Origin of the sequence: Xanthobacter versatilis (genome assembly GCF_043193975.1) — a bacterium.
Taxonomy (GTDB): domain Bacteria; phylum Pseudomonadota; class Alphaproteobacteria; order Rhizobiales; family Xanthobacteraceae; genus Xanthobacter; species Xanthobacter autotrophicus_E.
Genome location: NZ_JBAFVB010000002.1, coordinates 544,020 through 562,942, shown reverse-complemented (window position 1 = coordinate 562,942; position 18,923 = coordinate 544,020). Strand labels below are relative to the sequence as shown.

Below are 18,923 nucleotides of genomic sequence, written 5' to 3'. Positions count from 1 at the left end.
CCATGCTGGCGCGACGCATCCTCTCTACCGGCTTCCCGATCCTCGGCCTCGCCGCGCTGGCGGTGCTGCCGTTCGTGGTGACGAGCCCCTATTACCTGCACCTCACCATCACCATCGCCATCTACGCCATCCTCTTGCTGGGGCTGGACGTGGTGTTCGGCTATACGGGCGAGGTGTCCATCGGCCATGCCGCGCTGTTCGGCATCGGCGCCTATACGGCCGGCTGCCTGGCCATGCACTTCGGCATCGGCTTCTGGCCGGCGCTGCCGCTCGCCATCATCGTCACGGCCCTGTTCGGCATCGTGCTGGCGCTGCCGGCGCTCAGGGTCACCGGACCGTACCTCGCCATGGTGACGCTGGCCTTCGGCACCATCGTGCAGATCCTCATCAACGAGATGACGGACCTCACCAACGGCCCCCTCGGCATCAAGCTGACCACGCCGCTGTTCCTCGACCTCAGGTGGCTCGGCGACACCATCCCGCTGTTCGACATGTCGCTGAAGCGCATGAAGGAGGTGGAGTATTTCTACATCGCCGCGGTGGCGCTGGTGCTCACCCTTCTGGTGATCAACCGCATCCTCGCCTCGCATCTGGGCCGGGCCTTCGAGGCGCTGCGCGACAGCCCCATTGCCTCCGACTGCATGGGCGTCAGCGTCTACAAGCACAAGGTGATCGCCTTCGTGGTGTCGGCGGGCTTCGCCGGGCTCGCCGGGGCGCTGTTTGCCTATTCGGAGCAATATATCGCGCCGAACAATTTCGGCTTCGAGCTTTCCGTGCAGTTCCTGCTGGCGGTGACGGTGGGTGGGCGCAAGTCGCGCCTTGGCCCCATCATCGGCGCGGTGATCATCGTCTTCCTGCCGAACCTGCTCTCCGACATCGTGCTGTTCCGCTACATCGCCGGCACCATCGCGGTGATCGCGCTGATCGCGGGGGCGCGCAGCTTCATCCGCACTCCGGAGCACCGGGTGCAGACCGCCATCCCGGTGGTGCTGTGCCTCGCCTTCTTCGCCTTCTCGCTGCTGCTGGAGAAGATCACCGACTACAAGCTCGCCATCTTCGGCGTGATGATCCTGTTCGTGGTCTATTACCTGCCGGACGGCATCGTCGGCTTCCTCAAGAAGGCCGCCGCCCAGCTCTGGCCGAACCTCGTAAAGACCCATGCGGTGATCGAGGCGGAGGCGACCGCGCGGCCGGTCACCGCCACCGCCGCCGCCCGCGAGGGCGTGCTGCTCCACGTGGACGGGGTGGTGATGCAGTTCGGCGGCCTCAAAGCCCTCGACACCGTGAGCATCGAGGTAAAGCCGGGCACCATCCATGGTCTCATCGGCCCCAACGGATCCGGCAAGAGCACCATGATGAACGTGCTCACCGGCATCTATGTGCCCACGGCGGGCTCCATCCGCTTCAAGGATCAGGACATCGCCGGGCGCACCTCCTCCGATATCGCGGCGCAGGGCATCGCCCGCACCTTCCAGAACGTGCAGCTGTTCGCCGAGCTGACGCTCATCGAGAACGTGCTGGTGGGCCTCCACCACACCTATCGCGCCACCTTCGCCGAGGTGGCGCTGGGCCTGCCGCGCATCCGGCGGGAAGAGAAGGCGGCGCGCGAGCGGGCCATGAGCCTGCTCGCCTTCGTCGGCCTTGCCGACCTTGCCAACGAGGAGGCGCGCAACCTGCCCTACGGCAAGCAGCGCCTCTTGGAGATCGCCCGCGCGCTGGCCCTCGACCCTGACCTGCTGCTGCTCGACGAGCCGGCGGCGGGCCTCACGGCGCCGGACATCAAGCATCTGGTGGAGATCATCCGCAAGGTGCGCGACGCCGGCGTCACGCTCGTGCTCATCGAGCACCACATGGATGTGGTCATGGGCCTGTGCGACACGGTCACGGTGCTGGATTTCGGCCAGAAGATCGCGGAGGGCAAGCCGGCCACGGTGCAGGCCGACCCGCGGGTGATCGAGGCCTATCTCGGCGGCGCCGCCGTCGCGGCGGAATAGGAGGGCGCCATGCTGGAAGTCACCGATCTCGTCGCCGGCTATGGCAAGGTGAAGGTGCTGCACGGCCTCAGCCTCACGGTTCAGGAAGGCCAGCTCGTCACCCTCATCGGCTCCAACGGTGCCGGCAAGACCACGACGCTGCGCGCCGTCTCCGGCATGATCGTGCCGGAATCCGGCTCGGTGCGCCTGGATGGCGAGGACCTCACCGGCCTGCCGGCCTTCAAGATCACCAAGAAGGGCCTTGCCCACTCGCCTGAAGGACGGCGGGTGTTCCCCACCCAGAGCGTGCTCGACAACTTGCTGCTGGGCGCCTTCCCACGCCTCACCGGGGCGCGGCCGCGCGGCGATGTGGAAGCGGACCTTGACCGGATGTTCGCGCTGTTCCCGCGCCTCGCCGAGCGGCGCACCCAGCTCGCCGGCACGCTTTCCGGCGGCGAGCAGCAGATGCTGGCCATGGCCCGCGCGCTGATGCTGAACCCGCGCGTGCTGCTGCTCGACGAGCCCTCCATGGGCCTTGCCCCGCGCCTGGTGGCGGAGGTGTTCGCAACCATCGCCCGGCTGAAGGAAGAGAAGATCACCATGCTGCTGGTGGAGCAGTTCGCCGCCGCCGCGCTCGAGGTGGCCGACTTCGGCTATGTGATGGAAAACGGCCGCCTCGCCGCCCACGGCCCCGCCGCCATGCTGAAGAACGACCCGGCGGTGCGCGCCGCCTATCTCGGTCACGCGCATTGAGGGCGTGACCGAAGAAATCAAACGGGCATAACAGCAATCACTTCTGTCATGCCCGGGCGTGTCCCGGGCATCCACGTCGAGCCGCTTGGGCCAGCATCCGAAAATCGTTTCCAGCCTTCCCGCGTGGATGGCCGGAACCCGCATGTTTGCGGGTTCCGCTCTCAGAGGCGGAAGTCGGCAACAGCCGACTTCCGGGACAAGCCCGGCCATGACGGTGATCATGCGTTTGAGAGGGCTGCAAGCGCCCATCTGAGCGAATTTTCAAACGGGCTCTTAAACCACGGCGTCCGATCAGCTTCCGGCCAGCGCCACCGCCGCGCGCAGCAGGGCGGTGTCGCTGCCTGCCGGTCCCACCAGCGAGAGGCCGAACGGTACCCCCTCCAGCCGGGCCAGCGGCAGGGAGACCTGGGGCAGGCCGCCGAGGCCGGCGATGCACAAGAGGTTCATGGCCAGATGCCGGGTCACCACCTCCACCTCGGCGGTGGCCATGCCGCGCAGCGGGGCAGGGCGCGGCACCGTGGGCATCAGGAATGCCGTGCCCGGTTGCAGCAGGTCGCCGAGCCGGGCGCGGATCGCAGCCCGATGGGCGCAGGCGGCCTCCACCGCTGAAGGCGAGATGATGCGGGCGGCGTCGAACCGCTCCTTCACCCCCGGTCCGAAGGCGGGGCGCACCGCCTCGATCCACGGCCCCACCGAGGCCCAGATCTCGGCCGCCTGCAAGGTGCGGAAGGTGGCGGACCAGGCGTCGAGCCCATCGGGTGCCAGGGTGATTTCCGCGCCGGGCGCGATTGTCTCCTGCGCCAGCCGAAGCGCAGACGCGAGGGTGGCGGCTGCCTCCGGCGAGAGCAGGGCAAACGCCTCGCGGGGGGCGAGCAGGCGGGTGAGGGGCGGCGCGGGCGCGGCATCGGCCAGAAGCACGCGGCCGACGCGTTCCAGAAGCCCGGCTTCGCGGGCGAACCAGCCCACGCAATCGAAGCTGGGCGCGAACGGGGCCACGCCCTCGAGCGGGATCCGCCCATGGGTGGGACGCATGCCGAACAGGCCGCAATAGCTCGACGGCACCCGCACGGAGCCGCCGCAATCGGTGCCGAGGGCGAAATCCACCACGCCCCCGGCCGTGGCCGAGGCCGAGCCGCTGGAGGAGCCGCCGGGCACCCGGTCCGGCGCGGCCGGGTTGAGCGGCGTGCCGTAATGCACGTTCTCGCCGGTGAGCGAGTAGCACAGCTCGTCGGCGATAGTCTTGCCGGCAAGGCTTGCCCCCGCATCCAGCAGGCGATCCACCGCCACGGCGGAGCGCGCGGCGGGCGGGTGGGTGGTGAGCCAGTCGGGATGGCCGTTACCGGTGGAGGTGCCGGCCACGTCCATCACGTCCTTCACGGCGAAGGTGAGGCCGGCGAGCGGCCCGGCGGGCGCGCCCGGCCGGGCGAGGCGCGGGCCGGGAATGAAGGCGCCGAGCGCATCGGCGGCGCTCATTGGGCGCACCCGCAGCCGGGAAAGTGCAGTTTGGCCCGCTCTCGCGTCAGGGTGCGCCGGCCACCCTTGAAGGCGGCGAGCACGGGCGACAGCTCGGCCACCGCATCGCGCGGGGAGGGGCTGTCGATGATGACGAAATCCGCCGCCTTGCCGACTTCCAGCCCGTAGTCGGCGAGATTCATCAGGCGTGCGGGGCGGCTCGTCACCATGTGGAAGCACTCGGCCATGTCGTGGGCCGAGCCCACATGGCAGATGTTGGCGTTGAGGTTCGCCATCCGCAATTGCGAGCAGTCGCCGAACGGGGTGAAGGGGTTCAGCACATTGTTGGTGGACAGCGAGCAGTTCACCCCGTGCTTCAGCATCTGGTGCGCCGGGGTGACGCCCCGTGTCTTGGCGGAGGTGCGGTCCCGTCCCATCAGGAACAGGTCGGTGGAGGGCAGCACCGTGAGCGCGACACCGGCGTCCCGCATGCGCGTGGCGATCTCCGCCAGGCGTTCGGGTTCCACATAGGCGAGCTTGGTGACATGGCCGATGGCCACCCGCCCGCCCCAGCCGAACCGCTCGGTGAGCGCGCAGACATGGTCAAGATCGAGCGCCGTGGGATCGGCGCCGAAATCCAGATGCATATCGATGTCCACGTCGAAGTCGCGGGCCATCTCGAACACCCGGTCGATCTGGCCTTGGGGGTCGGTGTCGGTATAGGGCGCCGCGCCCACCGCCTTCGCCCCGCGCCGTAGCGCTTCCACCATCAATTCATCGGTGCCGGGATTGTTGGTGAGGCCCTCCTGCGGGAACACGCAGACCTCGATGTCCATGGCCCAGCGATAATCCTCCACCAGCTGCATCACCCCCTCGAACCCGCGCAGGCCGATACCGGGGTCCACCTCCAGATGGGTGCGCATGTGGGTGGTGCCCTGGGCGATGGCCTTCTCGATGGTGCGCCGGCCACGGGCGTACACATCCTGCGGGGTGAAGTCCTTCTTGGCGCGGGCCACCTCGGCGATGGCCTCCTCCAGGTCGCCCCGGCGTGACGCGCAGCGATCGAGGATGCAGGATTTGTCCAGGTGGATGTGGGTTTCCACGAAGCCGGGGGCGACCAGACAGCCGCCGGCATCCACCACCTCGGCGTCGGCAGTGATGTCGGGTGCGACGGCTTCAATGCGGCCAGCCGCGATGGCGATATTGACGATACGGTCCGGCGCGTCCGGCAGGCGAGCGTTCTTGACGATGAGGTCCATGGGGCATCTCGACGGGCTGGCGGGGTTCACTTCACGGTGGCGCGGGCCTTCTCGGCCTTGAGCTTGGCGCGCCAGGTTCCGGTCTCGACCATCTCGGCGATGACGTTGGCCATCACCTTGGCCACCGCCTCGGAGCCGCGCGGGTTCATGCTGCGCTGGGAGACGACGACGGACAGCCGCCACGACGGCGTCGGGTCGAGGATGGAGACGGCCACCATCTCGCCGCGCGCCATCTCGTCCATGAAGGCGAAGTGGGGCATCACCCCCAGCGCCCGGCCGGAGCGCACCAGGCGGGCGATGGTGGGCAGGCTGTCGCAGGCCATGGCGACCGGCTCCACATCGTTGCGGGCGGCGAACTGCTCGATCACGGTGCGCATCACGTTGGGCGCGCCGGGCAGCACGATGGGCCACGCGAACATGTCGCGGAAGGAGACGCTGCCCTGCGCCGCCAGCGGGTGGTCCGGCGCCACGAACAGCATCAGCTCCTCGACCATCATCTCGGTCCAGGCCACATGCTCGAATGCCTTGTGGTCGTAGAGCAGGGCCACGTCCAGCCGGCCGGCCTGGAGGAAATCATCGAGATAGCCGGTCATGGCCTCCACCACATGGAGGGCGATGTTGGGCTGGTGCTCGGCCATGGCCGAGATCAGCGGCAGGCCGAGGCCCCGGCAGGCCGAGGTGGGCAGCCCCACCGACACCCGCCCGGAGGGATTGAGCGACTTGGAGCGGACCTGGTCCTTCACCCGGTCCACCTCCTCCAGGATGCGGCGGGCATGGTCGTAGAATTGCTGGCCGAGCTGGGAGGGGGTGACGCCCCGGGCGTGGCGCATGAGCAGCTCGACGCCCAGCTCTTCCTCCAGATTCTTCATCTGCTGGCTAAGCGAGGGCTGGGCAATGCGCAACACTTCCGCAGCGCGCGAGAAATTCCCGCTTTCCGCAATCTGGACGAAGTATTTGAGCTGACGAAGATCCATGGATCACCTTTGCACCAGCTGAAATGGCATTGCTCAAAAGTGATTGTCAAATTGCATGATATATAGTCATATGCCCAAACTATGAGCGTTAAAATCACAAATATTATTGATAATCAATGATTTATGTGAGTCATTCGGAGTGTAACTCAGCCTATTATATAACCCTATAGTCTGTTCCTATATATATGATCGGAAAATAATCTTTGTCCTGAGGCTGCGCCTATATCAGCCTTATCTCGCAGATGATTTTCGGGCGGACATGCCCGGCACGTCCTGTACACGGCAGGAGAAACAGACATGCCTCCACAGAGCATTTTGCGCAGCCAGCTTCTGGCCGCGGCGGTGGCGCTCGGCCTTTCCACCGGCCTTTCAATCCCCGCGGCGCTGGCCGATCAGGAACCCTGCATCGGCAATTCCGCAGCCGTGACCGGCCCGGCGGCGTTCTCCGGCCAGGCCATCAAGATGGGCGCGGAGATCGCCATCGAGGAGATCAACGCGGCCGGCGGCGTGCTCGGCAAGAAGCTGCGGCTGGTGCAGTATGACGATGCCGGCGCTCCGCCGCGCGGCGTCGACAACACCCGCCGCATCGCGCTGGCGGACAAGTGCATCGCCGTGCTCGGCGGCTTCCATTCCACCGTCGCCTTGGCGCAGGTGGACCCGGTGCACGAGATCGGCATTCCCTACATGGGCGTGTGGGCGGCCAACACCAAGGCCATCGAGAACGGTCGCGATCCCAACTTCATGTTCCGCGTCTCCGCCAAGGACAAGTGGGTGGCCCGCTTCCTGGTGGACGAAGCGCTCAAGGTGTCCAAGACCGGCAAGGTGGCGTTCTTCTACGAGAACACCGGCTGGGGCAACGGCGCGCTGCCGGACGTGAAGGCCGCGCTCGCCGCCAAGGGCAAGGAGCTGGTGGCCGCGGAAACCTTCAACTGGAACGACCAGGACATGTCGCCCCAGGTGATCCGCGCCCGCGATGCCGGGGCCGACGTGGCCATCATCTGGTCGCTGGACCGCGAGGCCAACCAGATCCTGCGCTCCATGGACAAGGCGAGCTGGAAGCCGGCCATCGTCGGCGCCTGGGGCATCTCCGGCAATCTCGGCGAGCTGGCCGGCCCCCTCGCCAACGGGGTGCGGGTGATGCAGACCTATTCCTTCCTGACCCCCCAGAGCGAGGCCGGCAAGAAGCTGCTGGCCGCCGTCGAGGCCAAGACCGGCATCAAGGACCCCAAGGACATCAAGGCGCCCTCGGGCATCGCCAATTCCTATGACGCGGTCTACGTGCTGGCCGACGCCATCAAGATCGCCGGCTCGTTTGACTGGAAGAAGGTGCAGCAGGCCCTCTACCAGGTCAGCCGCGACGGCCTCGTCGCCCCCTACAAGCCGGCCTTCGACAAGGCCGATCCCGAGCGCCAGGACGCCATCCTGCCGCAATACTACCTGCTGACCGTCTGGCACGACGGCAAGCTGATCCCCCTCAAGGGCTCGCCCTACGACAAGTGAGCCCGCGCGGGAGGCGGTTTCCCTCGCCGCCTCCCGCTTTTTCTCGCCCACGCTGCCACCACTCGCCTCGACCGGCCACGGCCGGGCCCCCTCCCTCCGACAGGTCGCCCGCAATGACCACAGTGGTGCAATACATCCTGTCCGGCCTTGCCATCGGCGGCATCTACGCCTTGGTGGCCCTCGGCTTCCACATCATGTGGTCGTCGGCCAAGGCCGTGAATTTCGCCCATGGCGATACGCTGATGATCGGCGGCCTGCTTGCGGTCTACCTCTTGGCCGCGGGCCTGCCGCTGGGGCTTGCCTGCCTCGCGGCGGTGGTGGCCGGCGGCCTGTTCGGGCTGGTGCTGGAGCGCATCGCGGTGCGCCCCTTTTTGTCCCAGCAGGGCTCGGTGGGCTGGATGCTCACAACCATCGCGGTGGGCATCATGGTGGAGAGCTTCGCCACCATCCAGACCCAGGGCTATGCCCGGCCGCTGCCCTCGCCGGGGGTGGCCTCCTCGGTGCACATCCTCGGCGCCGGCATCTATCCGCAGGAGCTGGTGATCCCGCTGGTGGCGGTGGTTGCCATGCTGGGCCTGCGGGCGCTGCAACGCCACACCCTGGTGGGCCGCGCCATGCGCGCGGTGGCCCACAACAAGAATGCCGCCGCCCTCATGGGCATCAACGTGAATGCGGTGGTCGCCTTCTCCTTCGCCCTCGCCGGGCTGCTCGGCGCGGCGGCCGGGGTGCTGGTGGCCCCGGTGGTGCAGGCCTCCGCCGCCATGGGCGTGCTGCCGGGGCTGAAGGGCTTCGCCGTGGCCATCATCGGCGGCATCACCTCGGCGCCGGGGGTGGTCATCACCGGCCTCGTCTACGGGGTGATGGAGAAGTTCGTCGAGGGCTACATCTCCACCGCCGCCCGCGAGATCATCGGCTTCTCCCTCATGATCCTCACCTTGCTGGTGTTCCCCCAGGGCCTGTTCGGCAAGCGGGAGGTGATGAAGGTATGAGACACCTGACCCGCCATCTCACCCTTCTCGGCTTCGCGGCGCTCGCCGCCATCCTGGTGATCGTGCCGCTCACCTCCGGCAACGAGTATGAGCTGCGCCTGTTCATGCTGTTCCTGATCTACGGCATCATCGCCGTCGGCCTGAACGTGCTGGTGGGGCTCACGGGCCTCGTCTCCCTCGGACAGGCGGGCCTGTTCGCGCTCGGCTCCTACACCGGCGCCATCGTGGCGACGCGGCTCGGCTTCGACATGATCTCGTCGAGCCTCATCGCCGCGCTGGTGGCGGCCGGCTTCGGCGTGCTCCTCGCCTATCCCACGGTGCGGGTTCGCGGTGTCTATCTCGCGGTGGTCACCATCGCCTTCGGCCTCATCGTGGAGAATGTCGCCATCGAGTGGCAGTCGCTCACGGGCGGCACCACGGGCCTCACCTCCATCCCTTCGCCCAATGCGTTCGGGGTGCGGCTCTCGGGCTACGCCTTCTACGGGGTGCTGGCGGTGCTGCTGTTCCTCGCCACCGCCGCCGCGCACAACCTCAAGGTCTCGCGCTATGGCCGCGCCATGCTGGCGGTGTCCCAGAGCGAGATCGCGGCGCGGGCGCTGGGCGTGGATGCCACAGCCATGCGCACGCTCGCCTTCGTGGCGGCGGCGGTGACGGCGGGCCTTGCCGGCACCTTCTACGCCTTCCTCAATTCCTACATCTCCCCAGACATCTTCACCTTTTCGGACAGCGTGCGCTTCCTGCTCATGGTGATCCTGGGCGGGGCGGCCTCCACGTTCGGGCCGGTGCTGGGCGCCTATATCCTCACCTATCTGCCGGAATACCTGCAGGACTTCGCTGTGTGGCAGAAGTTCGCCTATGGCGCGCTGCTGCTGGTGGTCATGTTCGTCATGCCGCGCGGCATCATGGGCTCGCTCGCCGCCGGCCTGAAGCGGCTGGTGCCGGTGCCCCGCGCGGTTGCCGCATCCGAAGGCCTGCCGGCCGAGGAGACCCTGCGGCTTGATCCCCGGGCGCAGAAATCCGAGCTGGTGGCGCGCGACCTCACGGTGCGGTTCGGCGGGCTCACCGCGCTGGCGAAAGCCTCGCTGCGGGTGAAGCCGGGCGAGGTGCATGCCCTCATCGGGCCCAACGGCGCCGGCAAGTCCACCTTCGTCAACACCATCTCCGGCTTCTACCAGCCGAGCGAGGGTGACTTCGAGCTGGACGGCATCCAGCTTGCCGGCAAGCCCTCCCACGAGATCGCCCGCGCCGGCCTCTCCCGCACCTTCCAGAACACCGAGCTGTTCGGCGAGATGACGGTGCTGGAAAACGTGATGGTGGGCTACCAGCAGCGCCTTGGCTACGGGCTCTTCGCCGCGCTGCTGCGCACCGGCGCCATGCGGCGGGATGATGCCGAATGCCGGCGCGCCGCCATTGGCCTGCTCGTGTTCGTGGGGCTTCAGGACTATGCCAACGAGGAGGCCCGCTTCCTGCCCTTCGGCCTTCAAAGGCGCCTGGAGATCGCCCGGGCGCTGGCGGCCCGTCCGCGCCTGCTGCTGCTGGACGAGCCCGCCGCCGGCCTCACCACCCAGGAGATCGACGAGCTGGAAGCCATGATCCGGCGCATCGCGGCGCTGGGGGTCTCGGTGCTGCTCATCGAGCACCATGTGGAGCTGATCATGGCGGTGGCCGACACGGTGACCGTGCTCGACTACGGCCAGGTGATCGCCAGCGATGCGCCCGCCGTGGTGCAGGAGAACCCGCGCGTCATCGAGGCCTATTTCGGCACCTCCCTCGACCACGCCACCCCTGCGGAGGTGACGGCATGACCACCCAAGAGATCAGCCCCGATACCGACGACGCGGACGTGCTGCTCGACATCCAGTCCATGGAACTGCGCTACGGCGCGGCGGTCGCGGTGCGCGACATCTCGCTGAAGGTGAAGCGCGGCCAATTGGTGGCGGTCATCGGCAACAACGGCGCCGGCAAGTCCTCCATGGTGAAGGGCGCCACCGGCCTCGTCGCCCCCTCCGGCGGCAAGGTGTTGTTTCGCGGCGCCGACACCACCCGCATGAGCGCCAATGCCAAGGTGGGGCAGGGCCTCGTCATGGTGCCGGAAGGCCGGCTGATCTTCCCCGACCAGAGCGTGGAGGACAATCTCATCCTCGGCGCCTACGTCCATGGCGGCTTGAAGAGCGCCAAGGCCAAGGCGACGCGGGAAAAGGTTCTGGAGCTGTTCCCGCGCCTGAAGGAGCGCCTCGCCCAGCAGGCCGGCTCCATGTCCGGCGGCGAGCAGCAGATGCTGGCCATCGCCCGCGGGCTGATGGCGGAGCCGGAGCTGCTCATCATCGACGAGCTGTCTCTGGGCCTGGCGCCCAAGATCGTCGACCAGCTGATGGGCGTGCTTTGCGCCCTCAACAACGACGGCCTCACCATCCTTCTGGTGGAGCAGCTCGCCTCCTATGCGCTCGCCATCGCCGACCACGCCTATGTCATCGCCAACGGCCGTGTCGCGCGGGAAGGGCCGAGCCAGGTGCTCGCCCGCGATCCCGAGGTGATGGAGGCCTTCCTCGGCCGCAAGAAACCGGCGGCCTGAGCTCATCTTTTTGCAAGTCGATCCAGTCCAAGGAGCCCCCATGTCCAGAATTGTCGACCTCAGCCTGCTCATCGAAGACAACATGCCCGCCCACAAGCTGTTCCAGCGGCCGGTGATCACCACCCACCTCAGCCACGAAAGCTCCAAGGCGTTCGGCCTCGGCGTGCCCGGCGACGCCATGACCTTCCAGACCAATTTCATCGCCATGCTGGACCATGTGGGCACCCATGTGGACGCTTACCGCCATGTGAAGCCGGACGGCGCCTCCATCGACGAGATGCCCCTCGACATGTTCATGGGCAAGGCGGTGTGCTTCGACCTGCGCCACATCCCCGACCTAGGCGACATCACCGACGAGGACCTGGAGAAGGCCGAGGCGGCCGCCGGCGTGAAGGTGGACGGCCACATCGTGCTGCTGTGCACCGGCTTCCACGCCCGCAATTATCCGAGCCTCGACAGCGTTTGGAAGAACCCGCTGCTGACGGTCGAAGCCACCAAGTGGCTGTACGCGCGCGGCTCGATGATGCAGGGCGTGGAAGGCCCCTCCACCGACAAGCCCACCGACAACATCTTCGCCCAGCACCGCCTGTGCCGCGAGCTCGGGATGAGCCACTGGGAGTGGCTGGTGAACCTGGAAGAGCTGGTGGGCAAGGGCGAATTCCAGTTCTTCGGCGTGCCGCTGAAGTTCAAGGGCGGCTCAGGATCGCCAGTCCGTGCCTTCGCCGTCCTCAATTGATTTCACCAATACGTCTCATCTGCCCTGATCGAGACGTATGGGTCTGCTGGATGGTCACTGTCGGCCATCCAGCAGCACTCTTCTTGTGGTTCAACGCCAAGACAAAACACGCGCCGGAGCAGCCTTATGTCCGCCGAGTTCGACTCGATGAGCGCCCTCGCCCTGCGCGCTCTGGTGGCCCGGCGCGAGGTCTCGCCGGTGGAGCTGACGCGCCGCGCCCTGGATCGCGCCATCGCCACCCAGCCGACCCTCAACGCCTTCTTTGTCATCTTCGAGGAGGAGGCCATGGCCGCCGCCCGCGTCGCCGAGGATGCGTTGATGGCGGGCGCGCCGCTCGGCCTCATCCACGGCCTGCCGTTTTCCGCCAAGGACCTGATGGCGGTGAAGGGCGCGCCCTATGCCTCCGGCTCGCGCGCCATGGCCCACAACATCGCCGAGGTGGACGCCCCCGCCGTGGAGCGGGCGAAGGCCCAGGGCGGCATCCTCATCGGCAAGACCACCACCAGCGAATTCGGCTGCAAGCCCATCGGGGACAGCCCGCTCACCGGCATCACCCGCAACCCGTGGAACCTCGCTATGACGCCGGGCGGGTCCAGCGCCGGGGCGGCGGCCTCGGTGGCGGCGGGCATCACCCCGTTTGCGCTGGGCACCGATGGCGGCGGCTCCATCCGCATTCCCTGCGCCTTCAGCGGGCTGTCGGGCCTCAAGGGCCAGTTCGGCCGGGTGCCGGTGTGGCCCACCTCGGCGACGCCGACGCTGGCCCATGTGGGACCCATCGCCCGCTCCATGGCGGATGCGGCGCTATTGTTTTCGGCCGTGGCCGGCCACGACCGGCGCGATCCCTTCGCCGTCGCCGGTCCGGTTCCGGACGTGATGGGCGCGGCGCTGGCCTCGGTGGCCGGCCTGCGCGTCGCCTACAGCCCCACCTTCGGCTATGCCCGCCCCGCGCCCGAGGTGATCGCGGCCACCGACCGCGCCGCCCGCACCTTCGAGGCTTTGGGCTGCCATGTGGAGCAGGTGGAGCAGGTGTTCGACACCGATCCCGCCGACCTGTGGACGGCGGAATTCTATGCCGGCGTCGGCACCCGCCTGCGCGACGTGCTGGAAAACCGCCGCGAGCTTCTGGACCCGGCAGTGGCGGACATCCTGATGCCGGCCCTCGGCCAGGAGATGAAGAGCTATTATGCCAGCGTCTTCGCCCGCTACGCCCTGCGCGAGAAGATGCGCCTGTTCTTCGAGCGCTATGATCTCCTCATCTCCCCGGTGCTGCCGGTGAGCGCGCTCGAAGCTGGCCGGAACCTGCCGGAGGGGTTGGAGGACCGCAACCTCGTGTCCTGGGTGTTCTACACCTATCCCTTCAACCTTACCGGCCAGCCCGCCGGGGCGGTGTGCGCCGGCCTGTCGCCGGAGGGCATGCCCATCGGCCTGCAGATCGTCGGCCGCTCCCATTGCGAGGACGACGTGGTGCGCGCGGCAGCCGCCTTCGAGCGCGCCCAGTCCCCTGGCTACAACCGCCCGCCGGTGGGGGCTTGAAGCGGCCGCGCCGCCGCGTTCAAGGCGGACGTTGCCAAAGCTGAAAATCTGAGGGGCTTGTTGTGGTACAGGTGGGTGGGCTCGAACCACCGACCTCCGGTTCCACAGACCGGCGCTCTAACCAACTGAGCTACACCTGCACACCGCCGATGCGTGGGGCCTCGGCGGAGAGCGCGGAACCTACGCGCACGACCCGGCAATTTCAAGGGGCCGGATGCGCGCAAATCACAGGGGATTTTCCCCACCGCTGCTGCACCTTCGCCCATGCCGAACCGCCCTGCGCGCCAGAGCCGCAGGGCGCGGGCGGGCCGGGGCGGTCCGGACAAGCGGCAATAGACGGCCGACAGGACCGTGACGACGAGAGCCGAGGCTTCCCGGCGCCGTCAGTTCGGGCGGTGGAACTCGCCGTCCTCGGCGGTGAGCGTCGCCACCTTGGCGGTGATGGAGGCCCATGCGCGGTGCTCTTCCATCTTGCCGCCGATCTCGAAGCTCTGGGCCATCCGCGCGGCGAAGTCCACGCCCTCGGGGCCGTACTGGTCGGCGATGATGAAGGCGGTCCGCCAGACGTCTTCTTCGGAAACCATGGGGTCATTCCTTGCGCTGTGACCGCAACCGGGGCCTGAAGCGTCTTCAGGCGAAATGGAGACCTGCTCGCCTGAAGAAAACGCACGAACTCGACTTCGAGAGCGGCTTCGCGGGTTCATGAAACGCGAAGCCGCCCGAAGTGGAATTGTCACAAATCCAACACCAGCAGGTCGCCTTTGGCACGCGACACGCAGGCCAGGAAATAGCCCTGTTCCTTCTCCTCGGGCTTCAGGCGCTTGTCGCGGTGGTCGATCTCGCCTTCCAGCACCTTCACCTTGCAGGTGCCGCAGGCGCCCTGCTCGCAGGAGGTGGGCACCTTCACGCCGGCTTCCTCCAGCGCGGCGGTGACCGAGCGGTCGCCGGGGATCTTGATGACCTTGCCGGAGCTGGCGATCTTTACGTCGAACACCTTGTCCAGCAGCGGCGGGGGCGCCTTGGCGGTGAAGCGCTCCACATGGATGCGGTTGACGCCGTAGCCCTTCTGCTGGGCGTTGGCGATGACCGGATCAAGCCACCAGTCCACGCCGCACAGGAACAGGTGGGTGTCGTCCGGCCGGTCGGCGAGCAGGGCCGCCGGGTTGAGGCGCGGCTCGGCGGCCTCGAAATAGAAGCTGGTGTTCTCGGCGAAGGTCGAGGCCTCGATGATCGAGCGGAACGACCCAGGCGAGCCGCCGGCGAACAGATAGTGGAACTCGAACGGGATGTTCTTCGCCTTCAGGTGGTCGGCGATGGAGAGGATGGGGGTGGCGCCGATGCCGCGGGCGAACAGCAGGGCACGTTTCACGTCGCGCGGCACCGCGAAGCGGTTGCGCGGCTCGCCCACCTGCAGGCGGTCGCCCTCGTTCACCTGCTGGAACAAGGCCTTGGAGCCGCCGCGGCTGTTGGCATCCTTCCACACGCCGATCACATAGCGGTGCCGCTCGCTGGCGCTGTTGCAGAGCGAATACTGGCGCATGAGGCCGCCGGGAATGGTCACGTCCACATGCGCGCCCGGCGTAAAGGGCGCGAGCTCGCCGCCCTCGGCGGGGACGAGCTCGAAGGAGACCATGTTCTCGGCCTCGACCGTCTTCTTGGCCACGACCACCGACTGCAGGGCTTCGTCCGACATTGCTGACCTCTTCATCCGCGCGGAACGCTGGTGAAGAGCAACACGCAAACTTGGGGCCAACTTCCCGCAGGTGCGATGGTGCGCGGCGCTCAGATCCCGTTTGGAAATTTAAACAGTCGGCCCCGCAATCACGCCGTCATGCCCGGGCTTGACCCGGGCATCCACGCCGATCAGTTTTGGAAAAGCGTGCGAAAGTCGTTCCCAGCCCGGCCACGTGGATGGCCGGGTTAAGCCCGGCCATGACGACGGAAAGGCGGCTGCGACGGCTACGAGCGCCCATCCGAGCGAATTTCCAAACAGGCGTTCAGAAAGAAATACCGCCGCCGACCACCAGCACCTGCCCGCTCACATAGTTGGATTCCGGCGCGCAGAAGAGATAGACGCCGTCGGCGGCTTCCTGTGGCGTGCCGGCGCGACCCAGCGGGATGAGGCTTCGGAAGCCGTCCAGCACCTTGGGCGGCAGGCCGATGGCCACCTGGTTGCCCTCCACGGTGATGGAGGCCTTGGTCTCGGAGGCCGCCGTCATGCGGGTCTCGATGAGACCGAAGGCGACGCAGTTCACGTTCACCTTGAAGCGCCCCCATTCCTTCGACAGCGTCTTGGTGAGGCCGATGATTCCGGCCTTGGCGGAGGCGTAGTTGGCCTGGCCCATGTTGCCGCCGGTGCCGGCGATGGAGGAGATGTTCACCACCTTGCGGAACACCTCGCGGCCTTCGGCGGCCTCCTGCGCCGCGCGGATGCGGATCGGCTCGGCGGCGGCGCGCAGGATCTGGAACGGCGCCTTCAGATGCACGTCGAGGATGGCGTCGAACTGCGCGTCGCTCATCTTGCCGATCAGGCTGTCCCAGGTGTAGCCGGCATTGTTGACGATGATGTCGATGCCATCGAACGCGGCGATGCCGTGATCGATGAAGCTCTGGGCGAAGCCCTCTGCCGTCACCGATCCGGGAACGGCGATGGCCTCGCCGCCCAGCGCCAGGATCTCGGCGCGGACGGCCTCCACCGGCTCGGCGTCCAGATCGTTGAGGACGAGGCGCGCGCCTTCGCCCGCCAGTTTCAGGGCGATGGCCCGGCCGATGCCGCGGCCGGCCCCGGTCACATAGGCGACCTTGCCCGTAAGCTTCGTCATGACTGCGCCTTTCAGCAATTCTGGGAGGTGAGCGCGAGGATCGCCGCGCCGGACAGTTTCTGTTCGCCGTTCTGGTCGCGGACGGCAAGGTCGAGGCGCGCCCGCTGCTCCCCCTCCGCCTCGAACAGCTCCGCCACCGTGGCAGTGAGGGTGAGACGGTCGCCGAGGCGGGTCATGGCGAGGAACCGCGTCGAGAAGGCGCGCAAGGCGGTGAGCGGCACGTTGGCCGTCAGCAGGCGGCCGAGGGAGGCCATCACGAACATGCCCTGGGCGAACACGTCCTTTTCCCCGGCGGCGTGGGCGAAATCGATGTCGATGTGGATCGGGTTGTGGTCGCCCGAGGCGCCGGCATAGAGCGCCAGCTGGGTGCGGGTGACCGGGGGCAGGTCCAGCGTGGCGAAGGTGTCGCCGACCGAAAGGGCAGGGGCGTGCGTCATGGTTGCGTGCCCCTAGCCGTTGCGGATCACGAGGGTGGATTTCAGGTCGGCGACGCGGCGGCCGGCCTCATCGTCCACGGCGGTCTCGCGCAGCACGAATTCCAGCGCGCCGTTCTTCTTGTCGTAGATGTCCGCCACCGTCTGGGTGAAGGAGAGTCGCTCGCCGGCGCATACCACCCGCTGATAGGCGAAGGATTGCTCGCCGTGCAGCAGCCGCGCGAAGTCGAGGCCCAGGCGGTTGAAGAACAGGAACGGGTCCGGCCCGTCCATCTCCAGGCAGAACAATTGCGTCGGCGGGAGGGGCAGCGAGGCATAGCCCGCCGCGCGGGCGGCCTCTTCGTCGGTGAAGACGGGATTGGTCTCGCCGATGGTGCGGGCGAAGAAGCGGATGCGCCCCTTCTCCACCTCCACCGTGAACGGATCGAACACGTGGCCGATGAAGCTGCGGTCGATCATCGTGTGCCCCGGTCCGCGGTGTAGAGGGTGACCACGCAGGCGCCGCCGAGGCCGAGATTGTGCTGGAGCGCCACCCGCGCCCCCTCCACCTGCCGCGCCTCCATGGTGCCGCGCAGCTGGCCGGTCAGCTCGAAGCATTGCGCAAGGCCGGTAGCGCCCAGCGGATGGCCCTTGGAGAGCAGCCCGCCCGAGGGATTGGTGACCACCTTGCCGCCATAGGTGTTGTCGCCGTCGAGGATGAACTTCTCCGCCCCGCCCTCAGGGCAGAAGCCGAGGCCCTCATAGGTGATCAGCTCGTTGGCGGTGAAGCAGTCGTGCAGCTCGGCCACGTCCACCTCGTCGGGGCCGAGGCCTGCCTGCGCCCACACCGAGGCCGCCGCCGCGGCGGTCATGTCGTAGCCCACCACCCGCATCAGGTCCGGCTCGAAGCTGGAGGGAAAGTCCGTGGTCATGGCCTGGGCGGCGATGGTCACGGTGGTGTCGATGCCGTGGCGCCGCGCGAACTCCGGCGTGCACAGGATGGCGGCCGCCGCACCGCAGGTGGGCGGGCAGCATTGCAGGCGGGTGAGCAGGCGCGTCACCGGCGGCGAGGCCATCACTTCCTCGACCGTCACCTCCTTGCGGAAGATGGCGCGGGCATTGTGGACCGCATGGCGGCTCGCCTTGGCGCGGATGGCGGCGAAGGTGGTGTCCCTGGTGCCATACTTGTTCTGGTGTGCGATGCCGGCGCCGCCGAACATCTTCGGCGCCATGGGTACGTCGCCGTCATAGGCCACGTCGGTGGTGACCTTGATGAAGTCTTCCAGCGGCCCCGGCCGGTCCTTCCAGTGCTCCACCAGGGCGCCCGGCAGCATCTGCTCGAAGCCGAGCGCCAGCACGCACTCGGCCTGTCCCGACAGGATCGCGTTGCGGGCCAGCCACAAGGCGGTGGAGCCGGTGGCGCAATTGTTGTTCACGTTCACCACCGGGATGCCGGTTAGGCCCACGCCGTAGAGCGCCTTCTGGCCGCTGGTGGAATCGCCATAGACGTAGCCCACATAGGCCTGTTGGACCTTGGCATAGTCGATGCCGGCATCCACCAGCGCGCTGCGCACCGCCTCGCCCGCCAGCGCCACGTAGCTCGGGCTTTCGCTCGGCTTCACGAAGCGGGTCATGCCCACCCCGCCCACCACCACCTGTGCCATGCGTTTCCCCTGAATTTGATTGTGCCGATGGTGGAGCGCGCCGGCAGGGTGACTGCGCCGGAGGGTGCCCATCGTTAATCAGTTTATCGGTTTGTCGGACAAACTATTTCAGCCGGTTCCGGTCTTGTCAACACGCGGGAAGCGGCTTCCGTCTGAACACGAGCTGCTACGATTGCCCCCCGGAACCCGATCCCGGAGAGAGTGAGGCCCGGCGCTTGTCCACCCGCTTCTCCCCATCGTCGCCCTCCGGCTTGAGCGGAGGGTCCATCGCGCCGCTCTCCCA

17 protein-coding genes and 1 tRNA gene are annotated in these 18,923 nt (G+C 67.5%); 8 read left to right on the top strand and 10 right to left on the bottom strand.

Annotation, left to right across the window (positions count from 1 at the left end; all coding sequences use genetic code 11):
• Positions 1-2: 2 nt before the first annotated feature.
• Positions 3-1,994, top strand: a complete 1,992-nt coding sequence (locus tag V5F66_RS06240) for a branched-chain amino acid ABC transporter ATP-binding protein/permease (RefSeq protein ID WP_012116023.1) — start codon at positions 3-5, stop codon at positions 1,992-1,994.
• Between the two features lie 9 nt (positions 1,995-2,003).
• On the top strand, positions 2,004-2,726 hold the full coding sequence (locus V5F66_RS06235) for an ABC transporter ATP-binding protein (protein ID WP_394093477.1): 723 nt from the start codon (positions 2,004-2,006) through the stop codon (positions 2,724-2,726).
• Between the two features lie 291 nt (positions 2,727-3,017).
• Here V5F66_RS06235 and V5F66_RS06230 read toward each other — a convergent pair whose 3' ends face one another.
• Genes V5F66_RS06230 through V5F66_RS06220 form a run of 3 tightly spaced genes read right to left on the bottom strand, consistent with a single transcriptional unit; the run spans position 3,018 to position 6,411 of the window.
• Positions 3,018-4,199 carry an amidase gene (locus tag V5F66_RS06230; protein WP_394093476.1) on the bottom strand — a complete coding sequence of 394 codons (1,182 nt, stop codon included), beginning with the start codon at positions 4,197-4,199 and terminating at the stop codon, positions 3,018-3,020.
• Positions 4,196-5,437, bottom strand: a complete 1,242-nt coding sequence (locus V5F66_RS06225; RefSeq protein WP_394093475.1) for an amidohydrolase family protein — start codon at positions 5,435-5,437, stop codon at positions 4,196-4,198. Before V5F66_RS06225 ends, V5F66_RS06230 begins: the two co-directional genes overlap by 4 nt.
• 26 nt (positions 5,438-5,463) lie before the next feature.
• Positions 5,464-6,411 carry a LysR family transcriptional regulator gene (locus V5F66_RS06220; protein ID WP_394093474.1) on the bottom strand — a complete coding sequence of 316 codons (948 nt, stop codon included), beginning with the start codon at positions 6,409-6,411 and terminating at the stop codon, positions 5,464-5,466.
• A 297-nt stretch (positions 6,412-6,708) separates the two neighbouring features.
• Between V5F66_RS06220 and V5F66_RS06215 the strand changes: the two genes are divergently transcribed.
• The 6 genes from V5F66_RS06215 to V5F66_RS06190 all read left to right on the top strand — a co-directional run bounded on the left by V5F66_RS06215 (position 6,709) and on the right by V5F66_RS06190 (position 13,741).
• A complete protein-coding gene (locus tag V5F66_RS06215; RefSeq protein ID WP_394093473.1) occupies positions 6,709-7,911 on the top strand; it encodes an ABC transporter substrate-binding protein in 1,203 nt (400 codons plus the stop codon).
• 113 nt (positions 7,912-8,024) lie between these two features.
• A complete protein-coding gene (locus V5F66_RS06210; RefSeq protein ID WP_012116029.1) occupies positions 8,025-8,900 on the top strand; it encodes a branched-chain amino acid ABC transporter permease in 876 nt (291 codons plus the stop codon).
• Complete coding sequence (locus V5F66_RS06205) at positions 8,897-10,705, top strand: branched-chain amino acid ABC transporter ATP-binding protein/permease (RefSeq protein ID WP_394093472.1); 1,809 nt, start codon at positions 8,897-8,899, stop codon at positions 10,703-10,705. Before V5F66_RS06210 ends, V5F66_RS06205 begins: the two co-directional genes overlap by 4 nt.
• The gene (locus tag V5F66_RS06200) at positions 10,702-11,472 is read left to right on the top strand and encodes an ABC transporter ATP-binding protein (protein WP_394002587.1); all 771 of its coding nucleotides are present in this window, start codon (positions 10,702-10,704) and stop codon (positions 11,470-11,472) included. Before V5F66_RS06205 ends, V5F66_RS06200 begins: the two co-directional genes overlap by 4 nt.
• Positions 11,473-11,512: 40 nt before the next feature.
• Positions 11,513-12,208, top strand: coding sequence for a cyclase family protein (locus V5F66_RS06195; RefSeq protein WP_012116032.1), 696 nt, complete (start codon positions 11,513-11,515; stop codon positions 12,206-12,208).
• Positions 12,209-12,334: 126 nt separating this feature from the next.
• Entirely contained in the window at positions 12,335-13,741 is a 1,407-nt protein-coding gene (locus tag V5F66_RS06190) for an amidase family protein (protein ID WP_394051269.1), read from the top strand.
• A 63-nt stretch (positions 13,742-13,804) separates the two neighbouring features.
• On the opposite strand, the gene V5F66_RS06185 is transcribed toward V5F66_RS06190, so the two are convergent.
• The 7 genes from V5F66_RS06185 to V5F66_RS06155 all read right to left on the bottom strand — a co-directional run bounded on the left by V5F66_RS06185 (position 13,805) and on the right by V5F66_RS06155 (position 18,640).
• A tRNA-His gene (locus tag V5F66_RS06185) sits at positions 13,805-13,881 on the bottom strand.
• Positions 13,882-14,124: 243 nt separating this feature from the next.
• The gene (locus tag V5F66_RS06180; protein WP_012116034.1) at positions 14,125-14,325 is read right to left on the bottom strand and encodes a hypothetical protein; all 201 of its coding nucleotides are present in this window, start codon (positions 14,323-14,325) and stop codon (positions 14,125-14,127) included.
• 149 nt (positions 14,326-14,474) lie between these two features.
• Positions 14,475-15,434: a PDR/VanB family oxidoreductase gene (locus tag V5F66_RS06175; RefSeq protein WP_394002585.1), complete on the bottom strand. Its 960-nt coding sequence runs from the start codon at positions 15,432-15,434 to the stop codon at positions 14,475-14,477.
• 304 nt (positions 15,435-15,738) lie between these two features.
• Positions 15,739-16,563 carry an SDR family NAD(P)-dependent oxidoreductase gene (locus V5F66_RS06170; protein ID WP_012116036.1) on the bottom strand — a complete coding sequence of 275 codons (825 nt, stop codon included), beginning with the start codon at positions 16,561-16,563 and terminating at the stop codon, positions 15,739-15,741.
• Between the two features lie 11 nt (positions 16,564-16,574).
• On the bottom strand, positions 16,575-17,000 hold the full coding sequence (locus V5F66_RS06165; RefSeq protein ID WP_394005449.1) for a MaoC/PaaZ C-terminal domain-containing protein: 426 nt from the start codon (positions 16,998-17,000) through the stop codon (positions 16,575-16,577).
• Between the two features lie 12 nt (positions 17,001-17,012).
• Complete coding sequence (locus tag V5F66_RS06160; RefSeq protein WP_394005450.1) at positions 17,013-17,456, bottom strand: MaoC family dehydratase N-terminal domain-containing protein; 444 nt, start codon at positions 17,454-17,456, stop codon at positions 17,013-17,015.
• Positions 17,453-18,640 carry a lipid-transfer protein gene (locus V5F66_RS06155; protein ID WP_394093471.1) on the bottom strand — a complete coding sequence of 396 codons (1,188 nt, stop codon included), beginning with the start codon at positions 18,638-18,640 and terminating at the stop codon, positions 17,453-17,455. Before V5F66_RS06155 ends, V5F66_RS06160 begins: the two co-directional genes overlap by 4 nt.
• Between the last annotated feature and the right edge of the window lie 283 nt (positions 18,641-18,923).

Excerpts from the sequence above, each read along its gene's own strand:
- V5F66_RS06240 (WP_012116023.1), top strand. The coding sequence starts at position 3 with ATGCTGGCGCGACGCATCCTCTCTACCGGCTTCCCGATCCTCGGCCTC.
- V5F66_RS06235 (WP_394093477.1), top strand. The coding sequence starts at position 2,004 with ATGCTGGAAGTCACCGATCTCGTCGCCGGCTATGGCAAGGTGAAGGTG.
- V5F66_RS06230 (WP_394093476.1), bottom strand. The coding sequence starts at position 4,199 with ATGAGCGCCGCCGATGCGCTCGGCGCCTTCATTCCCGGCCCGCGCCTC.
- V5F66_RS06225 (WP_394093475.1), bottom strand. The coding sequence starts at position 5,437 with ATGGACCTCATCGTCAAGAACGCTCGCCTGCCGGACGCGCCGGACCGT.
- V5F66_RS06220 (WP_394093474.1), bottom strand. The coding sequence starts at position 6,411 with ATGGATCTTCGTCAGCTCAAATACTTCGTCCAGATTGCGGAAAGCGGG.
- V5F66_RS06215 (WP_394093473.1), top strand. The coding sequence starts at position 6,709 with ATGCCTCCACAGAGCATTTTGCGCAGCCAGCTTCTGGCCGCGGCGGTG.
- V5F66_RS06210 (WP_012116029.1), top strand. The coding sequence starts at position 8,025 with ATGACCACAGTGGTGCAATACATCCTGTCCGGCCTTGCCATCGGCGGC.
- V5F66_RS06205 (WP_394093472.1), top strand. The coding sequence starts at position 8,897 with ATGAGACACCTGACCCGCCATCTCACCCTTCTCGGCTTCGCGGCGCTC.
- V5F66_RS06200 (WP_394002587.1), top strand. The coding sequence starts at position 10,702 with ATGACCACCCAAGAGATCAGCCCCGATACCGACGACGCGGACGTGCTG.
- V5F66_RS06195 (WP_012116032.1), top strand. The coding sequence starts at position 11,513 with ATGTCCAGAATTGTCGACCTCAGCCTGCTCATCGAAGACAACATGCCC.
- V5F66_RS06190 (WP_394051269.1), top strand. The coding sequence starts at position 12,335 with ATGTCCGCCGAGTTCGACTCGATGAGCGCCCTCGCCCTGCGCGCTCTG.
- V5F66_RS06180 (WP_012116034.1), bottom strand. The coding sequence starts at position 14,325 with ATGGTTTCCGAAGAAGACGTCTGGCGGACCGCCTTCATCATCGCCGAC.
- V5F66_RS06175 (WP_394002585.1), bottom strand. The coding sequence starts at position 15,434 with ATGTCGGACGAAGCCCTGCAGTCGGTGGTCGTGGCCAAGAAGACGGTC.
- V5F66_RS06170 (WP_012116036.1), bottom strand. The coding sequence starts at position 16,563 with ATGACGAAGCTTACGGGCAAGGTCGCCTATGTGACCGGGGCCGGCCGC.
- V5F66_RS06165 (WP_394005449.1), bottom strand. The coding sequence starts at position 17,000 with ATGACGCACGCCCCTGCCCTTTCGGTCGGCGACACCTTCGCCACGCTG.
- V5F66_RS06160 (WP_394005450.1), bottom strand. The coding sequence starts at position 17,456 with ATGATCGACCGCAGCTTCATCGGCCACGTGTTCGATCCGTTCACGGTG.
- V5F66_RS06155 (WP_394093471.1), bottom strand. The coding sequence starts at position 18,640 with ATGGCACAGGTGGTGGTGGGCGGGGTGGGCATGACCCGCTTCGTGAAG.